Origin of the sequence: Cohnella sp. OV330 (assembly GCF_900112065.1) — a bacterium.
Classification (GTDB): domain Bacteria; phylum Bacillota; class Bacilli; order Paenibacillales; family Paenibacillaceae; genus Cohnella.
This window is the reverse complement of sequence record NZ_FOKE01000003.1, coordinates 39,870-61,867: the sequence shown is the minus strand read 5'-3', so window position 1 is coordinate 61,867 and position 21,998 is coordinate 39,870. Positions and strand designations below refer to the sequence as shown.

The 21,998-nt window shown below is 55.4% G+C and carries 14 protein-coding genes; 4 read left to right on the top strand and 10 right to left on the bottom strand.

The genetic code is table 11. The annotated features are described in order from the left end of the window. Positions 1 to 85: 85 nt before the first annotated feature. Positions 86 to 511 carry a MarR family winged helix-turn-helix transcriptional regulator gene (locus BM235_RS07480; RefSeq protein WP_090111212.1) on the bottom strand — a complete coding sequence of 142 codons (426 nt, stop codon included), beginning with the start codon at positions 509 to 511 and terminating at the stop codon, positions 86 to 88. 242 nt (positions 512 to 753) lie between these two features. On the opposite strand from BM235_RS07480, the gene BM235_RS07475 reads away from it, so the two are divergent. Then, positions 754 to 1,488: an SDR family oxidoreductase gene (locus tag BM235_RS07475; protein WP_090111210.1), complete on the top strand. Its 735-nt coding sequence runs from the start codon at positions 754 to 756 to the stop codon at positions 1,486 to 1,488. A 21-nt stretch (positions 1,489 to 1,509) separates the two neighbouring features. Continuing rightward, positions 1,510 to 1,926, top strand: coding sequence for a MerR family transcriptional regulator (locus BM235_RS07470; RefSeq protein ID WP_090111208.1), 417 nt, complete (start codon positions 1,510 to 1,512; stop codon positions 1,924 to 1,926). Between the two features lie 60 nt (positions 1,927 to 1,986). Here the strand turns inward: BM235_RS07470 and BM235_RS07465 are convergent, their stop codons facing one another. The 5 genes from BM235_RS07465 to BM235_RS07445 all read right to left on the bottom strand — a co-directional run bounded on the left by BM235_RS07465 (position 1,987) and on the right by BM235_RS07445 (position 13,801). Further along, complete coding sequence (locus BM235_RS07465; protein WP_090111206.1) at positions 1,987 to 7,149, bottom strand: glycosyl hydrolase family 28-related protein; 5,163 nt, start codon at positions 7,147 to 7,149, stop codon at positions 1,987 to 1,989. Positions 7,150 to 7,323: 174 nt separating this feature from the next. After that, the gene (locus tag BM235_RS07460; RefSeq protein WP_090111204.1) at positions 7,324 to 8,949 is read right to left on the bottom strand and encodes a type 2 periplasmic-binding domain-containing protein; all 1,626 of its coding nucleotides are present in this window, start codon (positions 8,947 to 8,949) and stop codon (positions 7,324 to 7,326) included. Between the two features lie 63 nt (positions 8,950 to 9,012). Further along, entirely contained in the window at positions 9,013 to 9,966 is a 954-nt protein-coding gene (locus tag BM235_RS07455) for a carbohydrate ABC transporter permease (RefSeq protein ID WP_199408920.1), read from the bottom strand. Next, a complete protein-coding gene (locus BM235_RS07450; RefSeq protein WP_255374144.1) occupies positions 9,960 to 10,919 on the bottom strand; it encodes an ABC transporter permease in 960 nt (319 codons plus the stop codon). Before BM235_RS07450 ends, BM235_RS07455 begins: the two co-directional genes overlap by 7 nt. A 29-nt stretch (positions 10,920 to 10,948) precedes the next feature. Then, complete coding sequence (locus BM235_RS07445; protein WP_090111202.1) at positions 10,949 to 13,801, bottom strand: alpha-mannosidase; 2,853 nt, start codon at positions 13,799 to 13,801, stop codon at positions 10,949 to 10,951. Positions 13,802 to 14,031: 230 nt separating this feature from the next. Between BM235_RS07445 and BM235_RS07440 the strand changes: the two genes are divergently transcribed. Together BM235_RS07440 and BM235_RS07435 are read left to right on the top strand one after the other, a co-directional pair. Further along, positions 14,032 to 15,219 carry a GntR family transcriptional regulator gene (locus BM235_RS07440; protein WP_143106646.1) on the top strand — a complete coding sequence of 396 codons (1,188 nt, stop codon included), beginning with the start codon at positions 14,032 to 14,034 and terminating at the stop codon, positions 15,217 to 15,219. A 266-nt stretch (positions 15,220 to 15,485) separates the two neighbouring features. Further along, positions 15,486 to 16,955 carry a glycoside hydrolase family protein gene (locus BM235_RS07435; protein WP_158543688.1) on the top strand — a complete coding sequence of 490 codons (1,470 nt, stop codon included), beginning with the start codon at positions 15,486 to 15,488 and terminating at the stop codon, positions 16,953 to 16,955. Between the two features lie 257 nt (positions 16,956 to 17,212). On the opposite strand, the gene BM235_RS07430 is transcribed toward BM235_RS07435, so the two are convergent. The 4 genes from BM235_RS07430 to glmS form a co-directional block, all read right to left on the bottom strand. Then, positions 17,213 to 18,184, bottom strand: a complete 972-nt coding sequence (locus tag BM235_RS07430) for an aldo/keto reductase (protein WP_090111195.1) — start codon at positions 18,182 to 18,184, stop codon at positions 17,213 to 17,215. 11 nt (positions 18,185 to 18,195) lie between these two features. Then, a complete protein-coding gene (locus BM235_RS07425; protein WP_090111193.1) occupies positions 18,196 to 18,627 on the bottom strand; it encodes a MerR family transcriptional regulator in 432 nt (143 codons plus the stop codon). Positions 18,628 to 19,171: 544 nt separating this feature from the next. Continuing rightward, entirely contained in the window at positions 19,172 to 19,654 is a 483-nt protein-coding gene (locus BM235_RS07420; protein WP_090111191.1) for a DUF1206 domain-containing protein, read from the bottom strand. 202 nt (positions 19,655 to 19,856) lie between these two features. Next, positions 19,857 to 21,689, bottom strand: a complete 1,833-nt coding sequence (gene glmS / locus BM235_RS07415; RefSeq protein ID WP_090111189.1) for a glutamine--fructose-6-phosphate transaminase (isomerizing) — start codon at positions 21,687 to 21,689, stop codon at positions 19,857 to 19,859. Positions 21,690 to 21,998 lie beyond the last annotated feature (309 nt).

Here is a 21,998-nt window from a genome sequence, read left to right as displayed (position 1 = left end):
ACTGATCTGCTTTAAACGACATTTTGTTTAGCAGGCTAAGTAATAAGATGGTGTTTAGCAAGCTAAATATATGATCGGAGAGAACTCACAATAAGTTGCTCTCCATTTGCTTCAAAAGACGTCTCAACAGGAGGCGCTCTTCCGGTAAAATCGAATCCAGCAATTTCTCTTGCTGCCGCTTCCATTTCACAGCGACCGGCTCCTCTAATGCTTTGCCTTTGTCCGTTAAAAAAATGCGCATAATCCTTGCGTCATGCTCATCTCGCTTGCGGTAAATAAATTGATTTTGCTCCAAGGATTTCACCATGTTCGTGACCGTTGGCGGCTCGCATTTCAAATGTTCGCAAAGCTGCATCTGCGTGATCCCGTCGCCTGACCACAAACGGGAAAGTAAATTATCCTGGCCGACGTAAAGATTGAGCTCCCTAAGCGATTCGCTGTAATCTCGGCGCATACGGGAGGAAATCCGATCTAACGACTGACGAATGTCGCAATCCACGGTATCTGCCATGATAAATCTCCTTAGCAACCGTATATATTTAGCGGACTAAATATATCATGGTCGAATTGTTGTGTCAACGGCGGGCGTCCAGACAAAAGTCCGGTGCAAAGCGAATCACGATATATCCAATTGCTTAGATCCCTGGATGCGAGCGGCGCCACCCTGAATTTTGCTCTTGACCTGGAGTGTGCTCCAAGTTGTACCATGATCTCCAGCAAGTAAATTCGATTCAATCCTATGGAGGCTTAATCATGAACACTTCGAAGACTGTTTTAATAACCGGTGGAAATAAAGGTATCGGATACGAGAGTGCGAGGCAACTGGGCAAGCTGGGATTCACGATTTTGATCGGCTCAAGAGATCAATCTAAAGGGCAAGAAGCCGCAGAATCGCTAAAAAGCATAAACATCGATGCCGAGTCCGTTACGCTTGACGTTACTGACCAGGATACCGTTCATTCTGCCGCGAAACGAATTGAAGATCAGTATGGCTCGCTAGATATTCTGATTAATAACGCAGGCGTGAGCTTGGATAAAGGTCTTCCTCCGAGTCAACTGGAATTGACCGTTCTTAAGAATACTTACGAGACAAATGTTTTTGGCATGTTTTCTGTCACGAAGGCCATGCTCCCGTTGATTAAAAAGTCGCAAGCCGGCAGAATTGTAAACCTATCGAGCGGCTTGGCTTCCTTGGCCTTAAACGATGACCCGGAATCCGACGCCGAAAAATTCGGCGTTAATTTACTCGCCTACATGAGCTCGAAAACGGCTGTCAATGCACTCACTGTCTTGTTTGCCAAAGAATTAAAGCATACGCCGATTAAGATCAATTCGGCGGATCCAGGTTTTACGGCTACGGATTTGAATGGGCATACGGGCTATCGCACCGTTGAACAGGGGGCTACTATTGTCGTTAAGCTCGCTACCCTTTCGGACAGTGGCCCGACAGGCGGTTTCTTTGATGAAAAAGGCGTGATACCATGGTAATACGGTAGGAGGTGCGGCAAAGTGATCGACAACGCTAAAACCACAAGCTCAATTAAACAAGCGGCCGAATTCACGGGCCTGACAGAGGATACGATCCGTTATTACGAGAAAATCGGCTTGCTTCCTTATGCCGACCGCACAGCAAGCGGGCGCAGAGCGTACAGTAAAAGGCGTTTGGAAGGCATGGTCTTCTTAACGAGACTCAAATCAACCGGAATGTCGCTGGAAGAAATAAAGCATTTTCAGAAACTTTACGAACAAGGTGAAACGTCACTCGCACAAAGAGTCTCCATTCTAGTTGAGCACAAGAATAAAATTGAAAACGAGATTGGTCGATTACTGGAGACACAAAGAATTATCAATTACAAAATCGACAATTATAACGAGGTTCTTGTAAATCCGGACATAAATAATACGGCTTGTGATCCGATTGAATAGTGAAACCATAAAGCACAAGGGAGCAGATAACGGTTGCGGCCGCGATCTGCTCCCCTGATTTTACCGGCTCACATTCCCATCCTGCGTCACAGTTCCCGAAATCGTGAGCCCGTCGGCGGCGGCGCTGCCGGTGACGCTAACGTTACCTCCGGCGTTGTTGATCATCTGCGCCATACCTGTTGCAAAATAACTCGTTTGAATGTCCGCGCTGCCGCCCGTGACCTTGATCGCGTTGGTTCCCCCGTCGGCAAAATGCCCTTGCTGTAACAGCACGTCGCCGCCTCGGATGTCGTAGCCCACGGCCGGATTGGTCCAGTGGTTGGTGTTGAAAAGGCGAATCGGCGCGCTGCCGGATACCGTGTTGTCGACCGCGACGAAATGGCCGTTGTCGTATTGGACGGTCTCCAAGTTAATGAGGGTTACGCCCTGCGAGTCGACCGAACTGAATCGGATGCCGTTCCTGGAGCCATCCGTACCGTGGTTCAGCACGATGCCGTGAAAGCTGCCAAGGCCCGGCTGCTCGATAAACCGCATGCCGTCGTAGGCGCCAAAAACGAACGTTTCGCTGACATGGCCATCCGCCACGGCGCCGAACGCAAAGCTGGTGCCGTTCGCTTTCTGCCATGGCCAAATCTTTGCCAGCGTCTCCGCGCCGGTCGGCGAGTTGAGCAGCTTCTCGTCGCCCGACCAGTACGTCGGATTGAAGTGCACGTTCTCGACCCAGCCTTCGGTCGACGTATGACCGACGAACAGGCCCGTCTTCAAGCCGGCGCCGGACAAGTAGTCAATGACATGGCCGTTGTTGTTGTACGTGCCGAAGTCCACGCCCTGATAGGCGTTCGAAACGTTCGTGTAAACGATCCAGCACTGAGGTCCCTGGCTCTGGATCGCCCACGGGTAGGCCGTGACGTTGTCGACATCCTGCTCGGGATACCAGATCAAGATACCGCGAATGCCGGAACCGCCCAAGACATTATCGGAATTCAGCTTGATAAACGGCGTTCCGCCCGCGTTTCCGGCGTCGCCATCGACGTAAGCGTATAGCACGGTGCCGTGGCTCATCGTATGGAACGGCACATCCTGCGCGCCGCGCAGCTCGACGCCGGCCGGCACCTCCAGGTGGCCGTCGACCCGGTATTTGCCGGCCGGCAGATACACGGTGCCGCCGCCGTTCGCGCCCGCGTCGTCCAGCGCGTCCTGAATCGCCGCGGTATCGTCGGTCACGCCGTCGGCCGCCGCGTTGTAAGGACTCGCCGACACGTCGAACATGTCGCTCGCTCCGACTTTGGCCGGCTTCGGATGCACGGAGCGGATATACGGCGAGCCGTCCATTTCCTCGAACGTTCGCGGAGATTGGTCGATCACGATCTGGCTGTTAGACGGATTGGCATTCTGAATGACCGCAGAGCCATTGTAATCGTTGCTGAGCAAGCTTGCGGACGATACCCCGCTGCCCAGGCAGACGTGCTTGGAGGTTCCGCCGCCTGCAGCAGCCGCGAACGCGCTGCCTTGCACGAGCAAGCTGCCATTTAACGCGTCGATCGCGCAGCCCGTCGAGCTCCAGCCTTCGAAGCTGCCGTTCACGAAGCTGAGCAAGCCGTCGCCGAGTTGCCGAACCGCGACGCCCGTGCTGCTCAGCTTCGTTTTGTTGAATTGCAGGCTCGTATTCGCGAATCCGGTCGGCGCCAGCACGGCGACCGGGTCCGGCCCGGCCGCCGCTTCGATCGAGCTGGCCGAGATTAGCCAGCCGTACGGACTGACGGCTTCCGCGTCCACGCCGGTGCGCGCGCCTTTTACCGTCAGATTGTAGATGCTGCCGTTCGACAAGCCGCTCGTGCCGATGAACTTGATCCCGGTTGCATACCTGTCGATCGTGACGCCGTTCAGGACCTCCCAGTCGTTGCGAGCGATCACGATTCCGACGGAACCGTTGTCGCCTTGCGTGTAGGCTGCCACGGCTGCGGCGTTCGGCGAGCCGGGCAAGCCGGATTCGGCCCAATATGCCGGCGAGAATACGACTTCCTCCACCCTGCCGACGTCGTAGACCTGGTCGAGATAAATACCTGTCTGCAATGGCGTGCCGTACACGTCGCGGATATAATGCAGGCCGTTTACCCGCTTGGCTGTCGATAGCCCTTGATAGGCGTTGACCAGCGTCACGTTCATTGCCGTTCCGGACGACGGCGTCGTCAGATCGATCGTGTAGGGGTAAGGCTTAACATCCCCTATCGTCTGCTCGGGGTAATAGATCGAAAGGTTGCGCACGCCGGCAGCCGTTCCGAGCGTGATAAACGGACGCGCCTGCGCATCCTCGCGTCCCGGATAAGCCAGCAGCAGCGTGCCGTCCACGGATTTGTCGACGTCGGAGGGCTTCTTCCAATCCCCCCGCAATGTACATGACGTCGGCACAAACAGGCTGCCCAGCAGCTTGTATTGCCCGTCCGGCGCATAGACGACGCCGCCGCCCGCGATCGCGCAGTCGTTCAGCGCGTGCCGGAACGCCGCTGTCGCGTCCAACATCCCGGTGGGGTCCGCGCCATAACGCACGTCAGTTACGTCGAACCCTGCGACGACGACGTCCTGCGAGGCGAAAACGGTCGTATACACCTTGGCGTCCGGCGCATAAACGGTCGGTCCGCCGGTCACGCTGCTGTCGGCGACGCCGCTGCTGTAGGCCACGCCGAACAGACTCTTTTCCTCCGCGACCGTAAATAGCGATTGCCGCAGGTTGCCCAGTCTGTCGGTGACGACGATGTTCTTGTACGCCGTGCTGTAGCTGAGCCCGCCTTTGTCGTTCTCGCCGACGAGCAGCAGTTGGTCCATGTGCTTGCGGACCATGGACAGAGGCACCTTCAGCTTCCGATGATACCACTGGTTGTCGGCATACGCCGACAGATTGGCGGAGCCGCCGTGACCGCTCAGGCCATTCTGGTCGGTCCAGCCCGTATCGCGGAAATTGCCGCCTTCCAGCGCCAAAATGTCGAGGCCGCCCGCTCCGTTCACGGCGCCGTCCATGCGGACGTCATATTCAATATAATCGCCCGGTTGGAACCTGTAGTCGGGCATTCCGATTTTATGATACACGTATTTGTTGCCGGAGCCCGCGGCGTTCGTCACGTCCAGCGTCAGGACATCGGTGCCGGCTCCTGCGTGATTTTGCACGGCCAAACCTTGACGCTCGACAAAATAAACCGTATCCAACTTCGAAACCGTCGACGCCGACTTGTTCACCGCCAGCCGGAAATAATTGACGGCCGCAAGGTCGGGATGACCGACGATATCCGCTTCGCTCAGCCTCAGCGAGATCAAGTTCCAGCCGTTCACCGCCTGGCTCAGCACGTCGGCCATTTCCCACGTATAAGCGTCGGCCGTCAGGCTGCCCGCGCTCGAAAAGCCCACCTTGCCGGTCGCCCCGCCCAGAGCGGAAATATTCCCTATAAAATAGTAGAAACTCAACACGCCGGCATCCTGGGCAACGAGCGTATCGAAGGGGGTGGCGAACGTTTTCTCGAATTCGACCGCCCCGCTCCCGCTCCTGTTCAGGCTGGCCCGCCCCTCGGCTTTGTCGGTCGTATCCAGCGTCAGCGTATCGGAGGAAACCCAGCCTGCCGCGGAATCCGCACGATCCAGCACAACGGCACCCGGATTAAACTGTTCGAAAAACACATGGTCCAGCTTAACGACGGGAGACTTGGCATTCAGGAAGAATATCCGGAAGAAATTAAGCTCCTCGAAGTCCGGATGGCCCAGCACGACGGCCGAAGCGTCCAGCTTCAGCGTCACGAGGTTCCAGCCGTTGCCGAGCTGCGGCAGCACGCGCGACGCGAAGTCCCAGGAAATCTCGTCGACATCCGGACCGCCGGAGCTGGTCAGTTCAACCTGACCGTATGTCCCGTCCAGCTTCGTCACATCGTCCACATAATACCAAAAGTTGAGCGTGCCGTACTGCATCGTTAGCGCTGAATCAACCGGCGCGGCAAACGCCTTCTGGAACTGTACCGCCTGGCTGCCCGTCATGGACAAGCTGCCCGTCCCTTCCCGCTTGTTCGCAGTGTCCAGCGTCAGCGGATTGGCCGAGCTCCAGCCGGTTAACGAATCGGCGGCGTCTAGCGTGATAGCGACCGAAGAAGCCGGACGCTCCTCAAAATACACCTGGTCCAGCTTGACGACCGGGGACTTCGTATTGAAGAAAAAAATGCGAATGAAATCGATCGCCTGCAGATCGGGCGTGCCGATCGTGCCGGTCGCGGATTCGAGCTTCAGCGTCACGAGGTTCCAGCCGTCGCTCAACTGCGGCAGCACGCGCGTCGCAAAATCCCAATTAACTTCGTCGACGTCGTAGGTTCCGGCGCTTGTGAGCTCGACCTGACCGTACGTGCCGTCCAGCTTCGATACATCGTCCACGTAATACCAGAAGTTCAGCGTGCCATAACGCGTCGTCAGTCCCGAATCGACCGGCGCGGCGAACGCCTTCTGGAACTGCACCGTCTGGCTGCCCGTCATCGACAGACTGGCCGCGCCTTCCTGCTTGTTCGAGGTGTCCAGGGTCAGCGGATTGTCGGAACTCCAACCGGCGAGCGAATCGACGGGGTCCAGCGTGACGATCGCGGACGCCGGGCTTTTCACCGTTTCCTCAAAATAAACTTGGTCCAGCTTGACGACGGGAGACTTCGAATTGAGGAAATAAATGCGCAAGTAGTCGATCGCCGCCAGATCCGGATCGCCCAGCGTTCCGGTGACGTCATCCAGCTCCAGCGTCACGAGATTCCAGCCGTTGCCGAGCTGCGGCAACACCCGCGAGGTGAATTCCCAGTAAAATTCATTGACGTCGGAACCGCCGGAGCTCGTCAGCTCGACCTGACCGTACGTGCCGTCCAGCTTCGACACGTCGTCCACATAGTACCAGAAGTTCAACGAGCCATGCTGCAGCGTCAGCCCCGTGTCGACCGGCGAAGCGAACGTCTTCTGGAATTGCACGACCTGGCTGCCCGTCATCGACAGGCTGGCCGTTCCTTCCTGCTTATTCACGGTGTCCAGCGTCAGCGGATTGGAGGAGGTCCAACCGGAGAGCGAATCTGCGTTATCGAGCGTGACGATCGTCGAGGTCGTCGCCGCTTCCGTCTTGCCGGGGAGCGCGCTCCACCCCAAGCCGCTTGCGAGGACTGTCACGGCAGTTGCGAGCGCAAGAACCATCTTTGCCTGAAACCGATTCATCCCAGTCATTATCAATCCATCCCTTTCTTACTCGAATTGGAACGGCGCAACACAAACAGAAAGCGCAGAAAGAGCAGGTCCTCATGGATTCATTACCGACGTGCTTTTCACGGAATGATTTCCAACCTGCTCTTTCCTCGCCGCCTATCCATGTATTGGATTACAGCAGTCCCTTACCGCTATTTAGTTCACATAGTCCGGTTTACTCTTGTTCGTCTGCAGCTGGTTGACTTCGTCGATAATTTTCTGTCCGCCGGCGTCGCTCCATTTCTTGAGCGCATCCAGCCATTGCTGCTTATTCGACGATTTGTTGATAATGGCGCTGTCGATGACCGGCTGCAAATAATCGTTCCACAGCCGTGCGCCCAGCTCGGCGTCGGCCGGCGACGCTACCGTATAATCTCGCCAGTCCGGATAGTCGATCTTCGCGTACTCGGCGAATTTCCCCTTCACGTACGCGAACTTATCGCCGATCCCCGCGCCTTCATAGTCCAATTGCAGGCTGTCCCAATCCAGCTTCTCCTCGATCGGATCGAGGAAATGAAGCGGCTCGATTTGCTCGCCTTTATAGTCCGTTTCGCGTTGCTCGTTCGGAATAACTACTTTCTTGCCGTCCACCACATTGTAGGTTTTACCTTCCACGCCGTATCGGCGGAAGTCCGATCCTTCGGTCAACGTCCAGTTCAGGTAGCGGAAAATACCGTCCGGATCTTTGGTTTTGGCGGAAATGTAGAAGCCGCGATCTACCGGGAATACCGAACGCGTGCCGCCCGGCGTGCCGTCCGGACCAGCCAGCGGCGACATGATGCCGACCTTGGCGTTCGGGTCGAGCTTCTGCAGCTTGGTCACCTTTTCGATGTAGCTGACCCATGGCGTAGCGATGACGGCGGCCATTCCGGCGTTGAATTTGTTTTCGGCGAAGTTGGGCTCCTTGTTCAGCTTGAATTCCGGATCGAGAAGTCCTTCTTTGTACAGACTTTGCAGCCAGTAATAGAAGTCGATGTTTTTCTCGTTCGCGATGGACGGAATGATCCGGTTCGCGTCTTTCGGGTCGGGCGTCCAGCCGTTGAACGAAACACCCCACGCGGTCGCGAGGTCTTTGAACGACCATTCGTAGCCGGCCGTCAGCGGAACCGTGTCGTTCTTGCCGTTGCCGTCCGGATCGCTGTTTTTGATGACCTTCAGCGCCGCCACCAGCTCGTCCACCGTCTTCGGCTCGGCGATGCCCAGCTTCTCGAACCAGTCCTGGCGGTACATGATCGGAGCCGGGGTAATCGGATAAATCAGGTTCGGTATAAAATAATTATTGCCGTCCTTCGCCTTGAGCTGCTCCCAGATGCCGTCCGGGACCGCTTCCTTGACCGCCGGATATTTGTCGAGATATTCATTGATCGGCAGAAACGCCCCCTGCTCCTGCAAGTTCCGGTCACGCTCCATGAGCGGTCCATTCGCCCACAGAACGTCCGGCAAATCGCCTCCTGCGAGAATCGTGTTGATCTTGGCGTCAAAGTCGATGACGGGAATGATCTGCACGTCGATCTCCACGTTCGCTTGCTTGAACAGCTCTTTCTCGTAGGCGCCGCCTTTGGCGTATGTCGCCGGCCCCCATGTCGGTCGCAGATAGGAGAATTTCACGACCTTCTGATTGGCGTTGCCGGCCGTGCTTTCGGCCGGTGCCGATTCGCTTGCGACCGGCGCGCTTCCCGTTGCCGTCGGCGTTCCTTCATTGTTATTGCTGGAGCAGCCCAGCACCGACGATGCCGTCAACAGCAGCGTCAGCGCGCCTGTTGCCGCTTTCCCTTTTTTCATAGATCGCACACCCCGTCTTTGTTTGATTTTATGAAAAATCCCTTTAGGGAAGTTTCAACGCGGTCAGCCTTTCACGGAACCGAGCATAATGCCTTTGACAAAATATTTTTGTAGGAACGGGTACACGAGCAGAATAGGCACAATGGCGAAAATAATGGTTGCCGCCTTGATATTTTGCTGGGAGACTACGATCTTGGTGAGGTCGCCCGATTGCGACGGACCGCTGCCCATGTTCATCATGTTCTGATCGATGATGATCGACCGCATGACCACCTGAAGCGGCCACTTCGAATTGTCGCTAATGAAGAACAGACCCGAGAAGAAATCATTCCAGTGCCCCACCGCGTAAAACAATCCGACCGTCGCGATCACCGGCTTGGACAGCGGGATGATCAGCTTCCACAGCACCTGCAGTTCGGACGCGCCGTCCAGTCTTGCCGATTCCTCGAGGCTCTCCGGAATATTCCAGAAGAAGTTACGCATCAGAATAAGGTTAAACGGTGCCACCAGCCCGGGAATGATAAGCACCCACAGCGTATTCAGCAGGTGCAAATTCTTGAGCAACAGGTAGTAGGGAATCAGCCCCGCCCCGAACAGCATCGGAATGACGATCAGCCACATCAGGAGTTTGTAACCGGGAATGTGCGTTTTCGACAGGCCGTAGGCGCCCGTGATCGTGAATACCAAGTTCAGGAACGTGCCGAAGACAGTGACATACACCGTAATGCCGAACGATTTCAACAGCACTTGCGTGCCGAAAATATATTTGTAAGCTTCCACGGTGAAGTCGTGAGGCAGCAGCATCAGCGGATTTTGCGTAATCGCATAACCCTCGCTCAAGGAAACCGCCAACACGTTAACCATCGGCAGCAAGGTGACCAGGCCGAGCCCGACCAGAATCAAGTAGATGATCGTCTGCGCCCACAGCGGATTGCGGTCCAGATGCCCCGTACCGGCCAGCGAAACCCGGAGATCGTCGTCCATTGGCGCCTTGTTGTTGGATGGATCGGTTACCACAACGACTTCTCCCCCATTCTGCGAATGATGGCGTTGGCCGATACGATTAACGTGAACCCGATGATCCCCTTGAGCAATCCGAAGACGGTCGCCATCTCATATTGCGCTTCCATAAGCCCGAGCCGATAAACATAGGTGTCGATGATATCGCCCACACCCATAACGGCACCGTTGTACATCATGAACACCTGATCGAAGCCGGCATCCAGAATGCCTCCAAGCGACAGAACCAGCATCAGCACGATCATCGGGCGGATGCCCGGCAGCGTAACGTGCCAGATTTGGCGGAGTTTGCCCGCTCCGTCGATCTTGGCCGCTTCGTACTGCTGAGGGTCGAGCCCCGAAAGCGCGGCCAAGTAAATGATCGCCCCCCAGCCGAACTCCTTGATAATGCCGGTCACGACCAGAATCGAGCGAAAATATTCCGGCATCGTCAAGAAGTTGATCGGCTCGAAGCCCAAATTCTTCAGCAGCAGATTGATAATGCCCAGCGGTCCGAGCAGGTTGAAGACGATGCCCGAGAAGACGACCCACGACAGGAAGTGGGGAAAATAAGTGACCGTTTGAATCGTTCTTTTGAACCACAGCACCCGGACCTCGTTTAGCAGCAAGGCGAACAGTATGGGCACCGGGAATCCGAACAGCAAGCGATACAAGCTGATCGTGATCGTATTGATCGTGACCTGCGGCAGCTTCGCCGACTGGAACACGTCCTCGAAGTTTTTCCAGCCGACCCATGGACTTTCCCACATCCCCTTGAAAATCTGAAAATCCTTGAACGCGATTTGCAATCCCACAAACGGAAGGTAGGCAAAAATGAAGAAGTACAAGATGGTCGGAACGATCAGCAGGTAAATGAACCGGGCTTCCCAAATCCGCGTCGACAGCTTCTTCTTTGAATCCCGAAGCTTCCATTCCTTCGTTTTATGAACCCGTGCGCTCAGATGAATCACCTCCTTCGTTCATTATGGTTATGGCGATTTTAAACAAACTTCAGGCGAATCGCAGCCGTCGCATACGCCGCAAGGTCGAATGCAACGATACCCGGCTCCTCGAGCCGAACATCCTCGCCTTCCAGCAGCTTGCGCTCCAGCGTATCCACGAAATAAGCTTCAGCCGCCTGTCCGGCCGTATGCAAACGAACGGTCGTCGGCGTCCCCTCGGTCTCGTACACGCGCACGATCCAGGCTTTTCCGTCCTTGTCCTCCGGCATCTTCACGGCGGACACCGCCGCCGTTCCTTCCGCCAGCCGGAGAAAGCCGGCGTCCAGCGCCCGCATGCCCGCATGAGGCGTGCCGGAAATCACGTTCAGCGGGTGATTGAACCGATAGGCAGCCTCGATCTTGTGTTGGTTTGCCGAACTCGCTTGCAGCACGCCGATCGCAAAGGAAGAACGGTGGTGATTGCCCAGTTCCGGATGGAGGTCGGGATCGTAGGAGCTGCGAATCAGCGATACCGCGAGCGAATCTTCCGTTCCGCGGAAACCGTATTTGTTGTTCGTCACGAGCATGACGGACGATTGCGCCGCCTCGTCGGCCGGCACGGCGAGCGCAAAGCTGTTGCCCGGCACGTCATGATCCAACGGCGCGCGTTCGATGATACCGTAAGGTACGTCGTATCGGTAGGACTTGATGGCTTGGGCTAGCGGCCAATGAAAATTCAGCTGCGGAACGCTTTGGCCCGGCTGGCCGATTTCGTGCCAGTCGCATTCGAGATCATATTTAATGAAGGAACTGTTAGAGTCGAGCGACACGTAGGCGCGAAGCAGCGTTTGGTTGAATCTGAATTCCAGATGTATGGTTTGCCGCAGCGGTCCCCATACGCCTTTTTTGATTTTCACCGCGCCGCCGTGCAGGTTCGTCACTTCCATGTAACGGCCGACTCTCCAGGCGGTCATCGCCCGCTCGGGATCTTCTTGGATCAGCCTGAACACGCCGGCCGGCCTCGCCGGATCGACCAGTTGCTCGCCCGTGTCCTTACGGATGAGCGATCGGACGGTGCCGTCGCGTGAATCGAACGTCGCTTGCAGCAGCTCGTTCTCGAGCACGAACTTTTCCTCGAGGTCGACCCGTGGCTCCGTCGCCTGCAGAGGACCGACCGTTGCTTCGCCTTCAGAGACGGTGTAAGTGGAGTAACCGAACGGCGGTGCCTTGACCGGCGCCACAATCCGGATAAAATCGTGTCCCCAATAGATGTTGAACCCTTGATCGATCACCTGGTACGGCACGGCATTTCCCTTGCTGTCCTTGACGGAGAGCGCGGCAATCGGGCTTTTCCAGTCCCATAGCACGATTTCAACCGTTTCCTCGCGCTCGTGTACGGACGGGTTGAACAAATGTACGATCCGGGTGGTGCCGCGGCCTCTCTCCACCTGGGTAATCCGGAACGACCGCGCGCCGTAGCCTGCTCCCGCCCCCTCCGACAAAGTCAGCCGGCTTGGGTCACCGGCCAGACCGGATGTATCGATGTCGGCGGCGATCCGCTCCATCGCAAGCTTGCGATAGGTATTGGCGGTCGCCATCGTATTCTGAAACAGGCCTAGCGCATGCTCGCGCGTCTCGATCACGCCCGACCCCGGCAAAATATCGTGGAACTGGTTAAACAGCACGTTGCGCCAGGCCTCCTCGAACGCTTCGGCCGGATAAGCCTTGTCCGTCTCGACGTTCGCCAACGCGTTGATCGCTTCGGCTTCGTTCAGCGCCGCCTCGCCCATCCGGTTCGCCGTCTTGATCCGCGTCTGCGAGGTGTAGCAACCCGTGAACACAAAGTTCTGCTCTCCCCGCATGACGGGGAACCGGTCCGCAATCGCGTCCGCCATGGCGAAAAATTCACGGTACGTTCCGAATCTCAAACGCGGATAAATCGGCCAATCGTTCATATCCAGCAGTCGCTCGAGGTCCCGCCGCGTCGGACCGCCGCCGTGATCGCCCACGCCGTACACCTTCAAGTACGTTTTCAGTCCGGTTTGGCGGCAAATGTCCGGCACGTAGGAGCCGAGCGACGATTGAATATTATCGTTGTACCAAGTGGGTTCCCGGTAGACCAGCACGCTTTTCCCTGAAGGCGCTTCCCATTTGTAGAAAACCGGCGCTTCATTTCCCCGACAATGGTAGAGGTACTTGACGCCGCCGTTCGCCAGGATCTCGGGAACGTTAAGGCTGTGGCCGAACGTGTCCGGCTCGAAATCCAGATTCAGGCTGTCGATATCAAGCTCGAACAAGTCGGCCAGATAACGTTTGGCATATAATAAATGTCGGGACAGGCTTTCGCCGTTCGGCATATTTTTGTCCGCTTCGACCCAGTGGGAGGCCGTCACTTCCCAGCGCCCTTCCTTGACTCTCCGCTTAATCTCCAAAAGCATGTCCGGTGCGTATTGCTCGACGATGCGGTAGATCGACGCTTGCGATTGCGAGAATGTGAAGGCAGGGTATTCTTCCATCAAGTTCAGCATCGTCCGAAACGTATCCAACGTCACGGCGACCGTCTCGTCCCACGACCACATCCAGTTCATGTCGATATGCGCGTGCGCAACGGCCAGAATCTCGTAGCTCTTCGCCTCTGCTGCGATATCCTGAAGCAGCGCTTCGGCAGCGATCGCGGTTTGTTTGCCGATGACGCCTTCTTCGGCAAGCCCGTTCTCAACGGGGGTAAGCGCTTTCGAAATCGCTTGGTCGTATTGGCCGCCGTTTACCTTTGACAACTCATAGGCAAAAAATAGCTGCGCCAGAATTCGTCCTCCCCAATAGCCGTACCTTTCCGTGATTTTCTCTTCCCAGTAGCTCTTCGGCTCCGGCCCCAGCAGCTGTCTCAGGCGCCGCTCGATGGTGACTGGCATTTGGTTCACTCCATTCAATTAGATACCTATATACCAATTATTCATATTTAGATACCTTTTATCAAGTAAAATATATTACAATTCAAAAGCGATGTAAAGCTAAAAGTTTGAACTTATTAGCGCTGAAATTTTGCTCTTGGACACAAGGTTTTAAAGTGGTATATAGGTATATTTATGTGTAAATTTCGCCCGGCTGTGCTAAAATAAAACATAATGTCGATGAAGCGGAGTTGAACGATCGGATGACGTCAAGCAAGAAACGTACGCCTCTTTATTCACAAATCCGGGATTACATCCTTGCGAATATACAGCAGCTGCACTGGCAGGCCAACGATCAATTGCCGACTGAACAGGAGCTGGCCGAGAAATTCAACGTCAGCCGTTTTACTGTCAAGAAAGCAATGGCTGAATTGGTCCAGGAAGGACTTATCTACCGCATACAGGGCAAGGGCTCCTTCATCTCGCAGATGGTCGGCGACGAACATCGCCCGGTTTCTGCCCCCGCCACCGATGCCGGCATATCCACAGCGAAGCTGATCGTGCTGCTCACCCCGCATATTCAGAGCAGCTTGTCCGCAAGCATACTTACGGGAGCGGAATATTACCTGGCCGACCATGGCTACCAGCTGATCGTCCGATCAACGCGCAACGAGCAGGAATTGGAGCGCCGGTTGCTGGTGGAATCCGTCCGCGCCGGCGTACGGGGCGTGCTGATTTTCCCCGTCGACGGGGAGACATACAACGAAGAGATCCTTCGGCTGACGCTGAACAAGTTTCCGGTAGTTGTTATCGACCGCTATTTGCGCGGCGTGGACACCAATTGCGTTTGCTCGGACAACATCGGCGGCGCGTTCGACGCCACGTCCCATCTGATCGGGCTGGGGCATCAGAATATTGCTTTTGTCGTCGTTCACGACCGAACGACAACGAGTCTGGAGGAGCGGATCGCCGGCTATGAGCGGGCGTTGTCTGCCAGCCGCTATCCTTTCGGTCCGCGGCTGGCTTATTTCGAATCGGAGAACGGGGAACACGCCTCGCCGTCCGGGGAGCCGCAAGCGGATCAACTTGAACGCATGACGGTGCGCATTCAGGCTTTTCTGGAGCAAAATCCTGCGGTCACGGCCGTATTCGCCGCCACGACCTACAGCGGGTTGGCCACCTTGCAGGCCGCGACGAATCTTGGAATCAAGGTGCCCGAGCAACTGTCGGTCGTTTTCTGCGACGATTTCGAGCATTCCGCGTTGTCCCGGATTCCGCCGACCTGCGTCGTGCAGCAAGAAAGCCAGCTGGGCATCGATGCCGCCAAGCTGCTGCTGTCGATCATCGACAACCCGCTGCAGGAAAGGAAGAAGCTAACGCTGCCGACCCGACTGGTGCTGCGCCAATCCACCGCCCCTCTTTCGAATGAGATAAGGTGACCCGTACACGATCGCAATTAATCGGCGGAGCCGTCCAATCGGGAAATGCCCTTTCCCCGATCGGACGGCTCCGACTCGTTTTCAGCCACCTTCGTATGCCAACTCTCGTTTTGTACCGCTCGCGAATCCCGCTTTACAGCAAAAACAACTTAATCTATACTTATTTGTGTTATAGGTATATTGGTATTTAGATATTAAATTTTAGGAGGACCATTTAACAAATGCTCTATAAACCGCACGAGGATCGTCTATGGGATTGCTGGATCGTGCCGCACAACGACCGCTACCATCTGTTCTATATCCGAATCACGCCGGGAGCCAGCCGCTGGAACGGGATAAGCATGGCCGTTTCCGACGATCTGTTGCACTGGAAGGAACACGGCCCTATTCTCGAAAAGCATCCCGACGCCGAATGGCTCGGCACAGGCATGGTACAGCGAGTCGGCGATACCTTTATCATGAATTACTCCGAAGAGCTCGTCCGCGGCCACCAGCAAATCCGCTTTGCCCGCAGCGAGGATCTGTACAATTGGGAGCGTATCGAGGAGGTTGTGCTGAGACCCGATCCCGCCTATTACCTGGACGATCCCGAGGATTGCTGCGAGGAATTGCCGCGCTGGGATTCGCTAGGAATCGTCAACGCTTTGCAAGACGCACCGCCTCCGTACACCGGCTTCCTGACCGCCCATGCCGCCGACCGCAAACTGAAAGCGAAAGCCGGCGTGCTCGGCGTCATGACTTCCATGGACGGCATCCATTGGGAAGCGTTGCCCCCGGGCACCCCTGCGGATTTGTTTCCCAATTTCGAGGTTCCCGAACATTTAAGCTTCAATGACCGCCATTACGTGATGTTCTCGACCGTGACCCAGCACGGCTGGAGATATGACGACCGGGCTTTGGCACGCTCCGGCGGGACTTATTACGTTGTATCCGACAAGCTTCAGGGTCCCTACCGGCTGCCGCCCGAGGATCCGATGCTGATCGGAAGCCGCGATCATGCCAATGTCGTGATGGCATACGTTGGCCGGGTTATCCCTTTTGAGTCCGGCTACCTTTTCTATCATTTTTGGGGAAACGACCATATTGACGGCAGAGTGGGTTTACCAAAAAGGATCGTCGAGCGAGAGCCTTGGGTGCTGAAGCTGGAATATTGGGAAGGTTGCGAGGCAGTCAAAGGGAAGCTGCTCGGCAGCGGAATATCCTTTTCCGCGTACCGCGTGCTGCGGCAACCTGGTCGACTGCCGACCGTTGTCTGGCATTCGCCGGACGACCAAACGCTGACTTTTGGCAACCAAGGGAGCACGGGAGGAATCGAATGCGCACTTGACCATACGCCGTCCCCGACGGCAGATGTCACGGACTGGAGCGACGGGCGCGTGGTCGAATATAAGGTTACGGTTCGGGAAGGCACCGGGATCGGCGTCTTTTTGGGAGAACGGCGTTTTTGTCTTTTTCTGAATTTTAAGCACAACCGCCTGGAGTTGGGCGACGTCAAAAACGGCTGGGCACTGCCGAACGTGCTCGAGATCACGGCTAACAAGCCTTGGACTTTGGCGTATAACGCCGAGTATGATCTCAAAGTTTTCGCCCGCAACGAATGCGTCGAGCTGTTCATTAATAATGACTACGCGATCTCTTATCGACTGGATGAACCGCTGACGCTCTCAAGCCTCGGATTTTATTCCGAAGATTCAAGCGGGGTCGTTTCAGAATTGAAGATTTGGGAAATGAAATGAGCACTTATTACTTTCATATTCGCTAAGCATTCCTTGTGAAGTGTTTTTTGACATACTTTATCCTTGCACTGATGGTACCCGTGGGATTTATTGACTCCCAAGTTAGTGACACTCATCGGGAATGGGATCAAGTTCTTGACATCGGCCAATGACAAGAACTTGATCCCATAAAACGAAAAAGCCGCGACTATTGCGGCTTTGAATTGGCCAATGTTTTTGACTTCCGACATAAATAACGTGGACCACTAAATTAAAACTTAACCATCAAGCAACGTCATTTGTTCTTCCATGTATCGAGTGCCTTGGGCAACGTTCTTAGGACTTACACTCTCGACGCGCAGAAGATCTTCTTTCGAGAGGACAATATCCACAGCAGCGACGTTTTCCTCCAAATACTTGATTCGCTTTGTACCTGGAATCGGCAGCGCTCCTTTGGCGATCGTCCAGGCGATGGCCAATTGAGATGGCGAACAGTTTTTCTCTATTGCGATCTCCTTGATCTTATCGACGATCGCTATATTCTTGCGGAAGTTCTCTCCCTGGAACCGAGGCATCCATCTGCGAAGATCTTCGGCAGCCAAATCCTCGAACGTACGAAGTTCGCCGGAGATAAAGCCTCTGCTGAGCGGACTGTATGCAACATGAGTGATCCCTAACTCTTTTGCGGCAGGAAGAATCTCATCTTCGATGTCACGGCTCCATAACGAGTATTCGCTCTCCAGTGCGGAAATTGGATGCACGGCATGGGCCCGGCGAATGGTGGAAGCAGAAGCTTCGGACAGACCAAGAGCCCGCACTTTTCCCGCTTTGATCAGGTCGGCCATTGCCCCGACAGTCTCTTCGATCGGAATTTGAGGATCGACTCGGTGCTGGTAATACAGATCGATGTAATCTGTCTTCAAGCGACGCAGGCTATCCTCAACTGCCCTCTTAACGTACTCGGGATGGCCACTGAGGCTCTCGTAATTGGGGGTGTATGAGAACTTGGTCGCAATAACAGCTTGCTCTCGACGTCCCTGGATTGCATTTCCAAGCAACTCTTCGTTGTGACCGTTTCCGTAAACGTCGGCTGTATCGAACAACGTGACGCCTAAATCCAAAGCGCGATGAATCGTCTTTATAGAAAGTTCATCGTTTGTCTCGCCATACATTCCCGGAGACATGCCCATGATGCCAAGACCAATCGCAGATAAGATAATGTCGCTATTGCCCAATGCTCTTTGATTCATTCCTATATCCCTCATTCTCGTTTAATTGGTTGGTTATGTCGGTCTTCCAGTTGTTTCAGCAATCTGCTCTCGGAGGGAAGCCTTCCTCCCTCAATATCTTCGTAGATGGCAAGCTTGTTATTGACGGCATCAAGGGCTTCAGCCAGTTCATTCTGGCGGCGGAACAATTCTTCCTTGTACTGGTTTAAGATCGCTTTTCTCTTTGGAATCGTGGCATCGCCGTCTAATGCGAGGTTAACCATCTGCTTCATCAAGGAAATTTTCATTCCTGTGGCTCGGAAGCACGTCATTAACCGTATCCAATCCAAGTGATCCTGCTCGAATATACGATTCCCGTGTATATCTCGCTTAATGAAAGGAAGTAATCCCTCCTTCTCGTAGAACCGAATCGTATGTGCAGGGCAACCAAGCCGCTCCGATGCCTCTTTAATTGTATATGACATATGGATACTCCCTCCTTTTTAGAAAGGCCGACTAGGTCTTTTTTAGCTTAAGCCTTAAAGTACACTTTAAGGCAAATGTAATTTTGAAACAATTGCGTTGTAGTGTAATTCGGTGCAATGCTGGCCAGCGGATCCAAAGGTGCGGGATCGTTGCGCAATCAACGTCATTCAAGAACTTGATCCCATAAAACAAAAAAGCCGCGACTATCGCGACTTTTAATGGCAGCCGATCAGATGGCCAGCTACCGCCGTGTTCATTCTACTATCGTCTCATGGCATAGGGGTTAGCAAATTCTTCAACGAGCTTGTCATCCAAAGATACATAATAATGGATACGATCGCACCTGAAAGAATCCAAGTATACAGTTTGCGGGGTTTCAGAAACTTCTCAATCAACTTATGCAAGATCAAAATGAGTATCACAGTTACCATGATAAAACCAACTAGAAAAAAAAATGAGCATAAAAAAGCACGTCCTCATCCAATTACCTGATAAATTCGAATACTCCGTTGTTCGGCCACCGATCACCTTTTTTAACGTATGCTACGAACCCGAGCGCCGCTGTGCCGAGCAACCAGCGGCCGTGCGGCTGCAGTGCAAGCTCGCGAGCGCGTCGTCCAAACCTTTCGTTTCTTCAGGATCGGAGAAAACGGCGGTGCGTACGAGAAAATAACCGATTAGACCGAATACGACTACTCTGGCAAACAGACCGAACTTAGCCGTAACCACAAGATATCGATACATAGCACGTAATATTTCATTCAATTTGAATGGATCCATGAAGGAGTTGCGTGTCGCTTTGACGAGCTCAATAATCCCGTATATAGCGAAGCCGAGTCCGGCTGCAGCAATTAATGAAGCACCAAGCGGCTGCTGCAGAAGTACGGCTGTCACCGTTTGTTCGCTGTTTTCCGAAGACGACTGGGCGCCCAAGATCGTTTTCGCTGCATGATAGGTGATTACCGTCCGGATCCGCGAAGGCTTGTACGAACCGCCACGCCGAGAATCCAGCCAGTCCGACGGCAAGAATGAGCAGCAGAATGCCGCCTAACCATGGTAACCGTCGTTATCCTTACCACCATAGCTAAATAATCTCCCTTTACTTCAACAACAAACCGGCAGCGGATCTCTGATCTGCTGCCGGTTTGTTTTTTTAAACTAATGTTTTCCGTTAGTTTAGCATTTTGTACGTTTTCTTCTGACAATATATAGCTTACTTCTCTTGCATTTACTCCACCGTCACGCTCTTCGCCAAATTCCGCGGCTTGTCGACGTCATGGCCCAGCGCCAGCGAAGCGTAGTAAGACAGCAGCTGCAGCGGGATGACCGACAGCGCCGGCGTGAGCAGCGGCAGCGTGCGCGGGATGGCGAATTGGCGGTCGACCGACTTCGCCGACTCCTCTTCGTGGCCTTCGTTGACGAGGCCGAGCACTTCGGCGCCGCGCGCCTTCACTTCCTTAATGTTGCTAACGGTCTTCTCGAACAGGTCCTCCTGCGTGAGCAGCGCGATGACGGGCACGCCGTCCTCGATCAGCGCCAGCGTGCCGTGCTTGAGTTCGCCGGCGGCATACGCTTCGGAGTGAATATACGAGATTTCCTTCAGCTTGAGCGAGCCTTCGAGCGCGACGGCGTAGTCGATGCCGCGGCCGATGAAGAACAGGCTGCTCGACTTCGCGATCGATTCCGCGATGCCCTTGACCGTGTCGGCCTGGGCGAGGATACGCTCGACCTGCTCCGGAAGCGAGTCCATCGCCGCCAGGACGTGCGCGATCTCTGCCTCATCCTGCGTGCCCAGCGTCTGCGCCATATACAGTCCGAGCAGGAAGAAGGCGATCAGCATCGTCGAATACGCCTTGGTCGATGCGACGGCAATCTCCGGACCTGCCAGCGTGATGATGACGTCATCCGCTTCGCGCGCGACCGAGCTGCCGACGACATTCGTGATCGCCAGCACGCGGGCGCCGCAGCGCTTGGCTTCGCGCAGCGCGGCCAGCGTGTCGGCCGTCTCGCCGGATTGGCTCACGACGATGACCAGCGTATCCTTCGTGATGATCGGCGAACGGTAGCGATACTCGGACGCCACGTCGACCTCAACGGGAATGCGCGCCAGGCGCTCGATGACCGTCTTGCCGACCATGCCGGCATGCATCGCGGTACCGCAGGCGACGATGTGCACGCGGCTCACCGCGCGCAGCTGCTCGGGCGTGATCGACAGCTCGGGCAGGACGACCGAGCGTCCGTCCTCGCTGATGCGTCCGCGCATCGTGTCGCGGTACGCGCGCGGCTGCTCGTAGATCTCCTTCAGCATGAAGTGATCGTATCCGCCCTTTTCAGCGGTCATCAGATCCCAGTTCACGCGGAAGACTTCCTTCGCGACCGGATTTCCTTCGACCGTCAGCAGCTCCACGCCGTCGCGCGTCAGCACCGCCATCTCGCCGTCCTCGAGGATATAGATGTCTCGCGTATATTCGAGGATCGCCGGAATATCCGAAGCGATGAACTTCTCGCCTTCGCCGACGCCGATGATGAGCGGGCTCGCATAGCGCACGGCGATCAGCCGGTCCGGCTCGTGCTCGGTCAGCACGCCCAGCGCAAACGCGCCGCGCATCTTGCGGACGGCCTTTTGCACGGCCTTCACGATGTCGCCTTCGTATTCGACGGCGATCAGGTGCGAGATGACCTCCGTATCCGTCTCGGACAGGAAGCGGTGACCCGCGAGCATGAGCTCTTCCTTCAGCTCCAAGTAATTTTCGATAATGCCGTTGTGCACGACCGAGAACTTGAGCGAGTTGTCCGTATGCGGATGCGAGTTGGCATCCGACGGCTTGCCGTGCGTCGCCCAGCGCGTGTGCCCAATGCCGATGGTGCCGCACAGCGGCTCGCCTGTCAGCCGATTTTCCAAGTTGACCAGACGCCCTACCGCCTTGGTCACTTCAAGGCCGCGTTCCGTATGCACGGCGATGCCCGCCGAGTCGTACCCGCGGTATTCCAGCTTCTTGAGCCCTTCGATCAAAATGGGCTGAGACTCTCTAAATCCGATATATCCGACAATTCCGCACATTGATATATGCCTCCGCTTCGGTCAACGTCCCTGGACGCGCCGGAGCCGGTCAGGCTGCCGCATGCCTATAGCAGACCGCAGACAACCAGGGGTATGCATGCATATCCTTCTAGCCAAGTCAGGCCCGAACGCCACGCAGGCGTCCCGCCGGCCGCAGCCTTGCGCAGGATAAGCATTACCCGATATCCACGACATGTCGAGGTCCCCGTGCTCCGGTTCGCCGGACATTCCGCTATAGTATGATTCCGATTCGTCTTTCTTATCGTGCCGGCGTATTGTGCGCCCGGTTGCCCTGAGCGATTTGTCTTC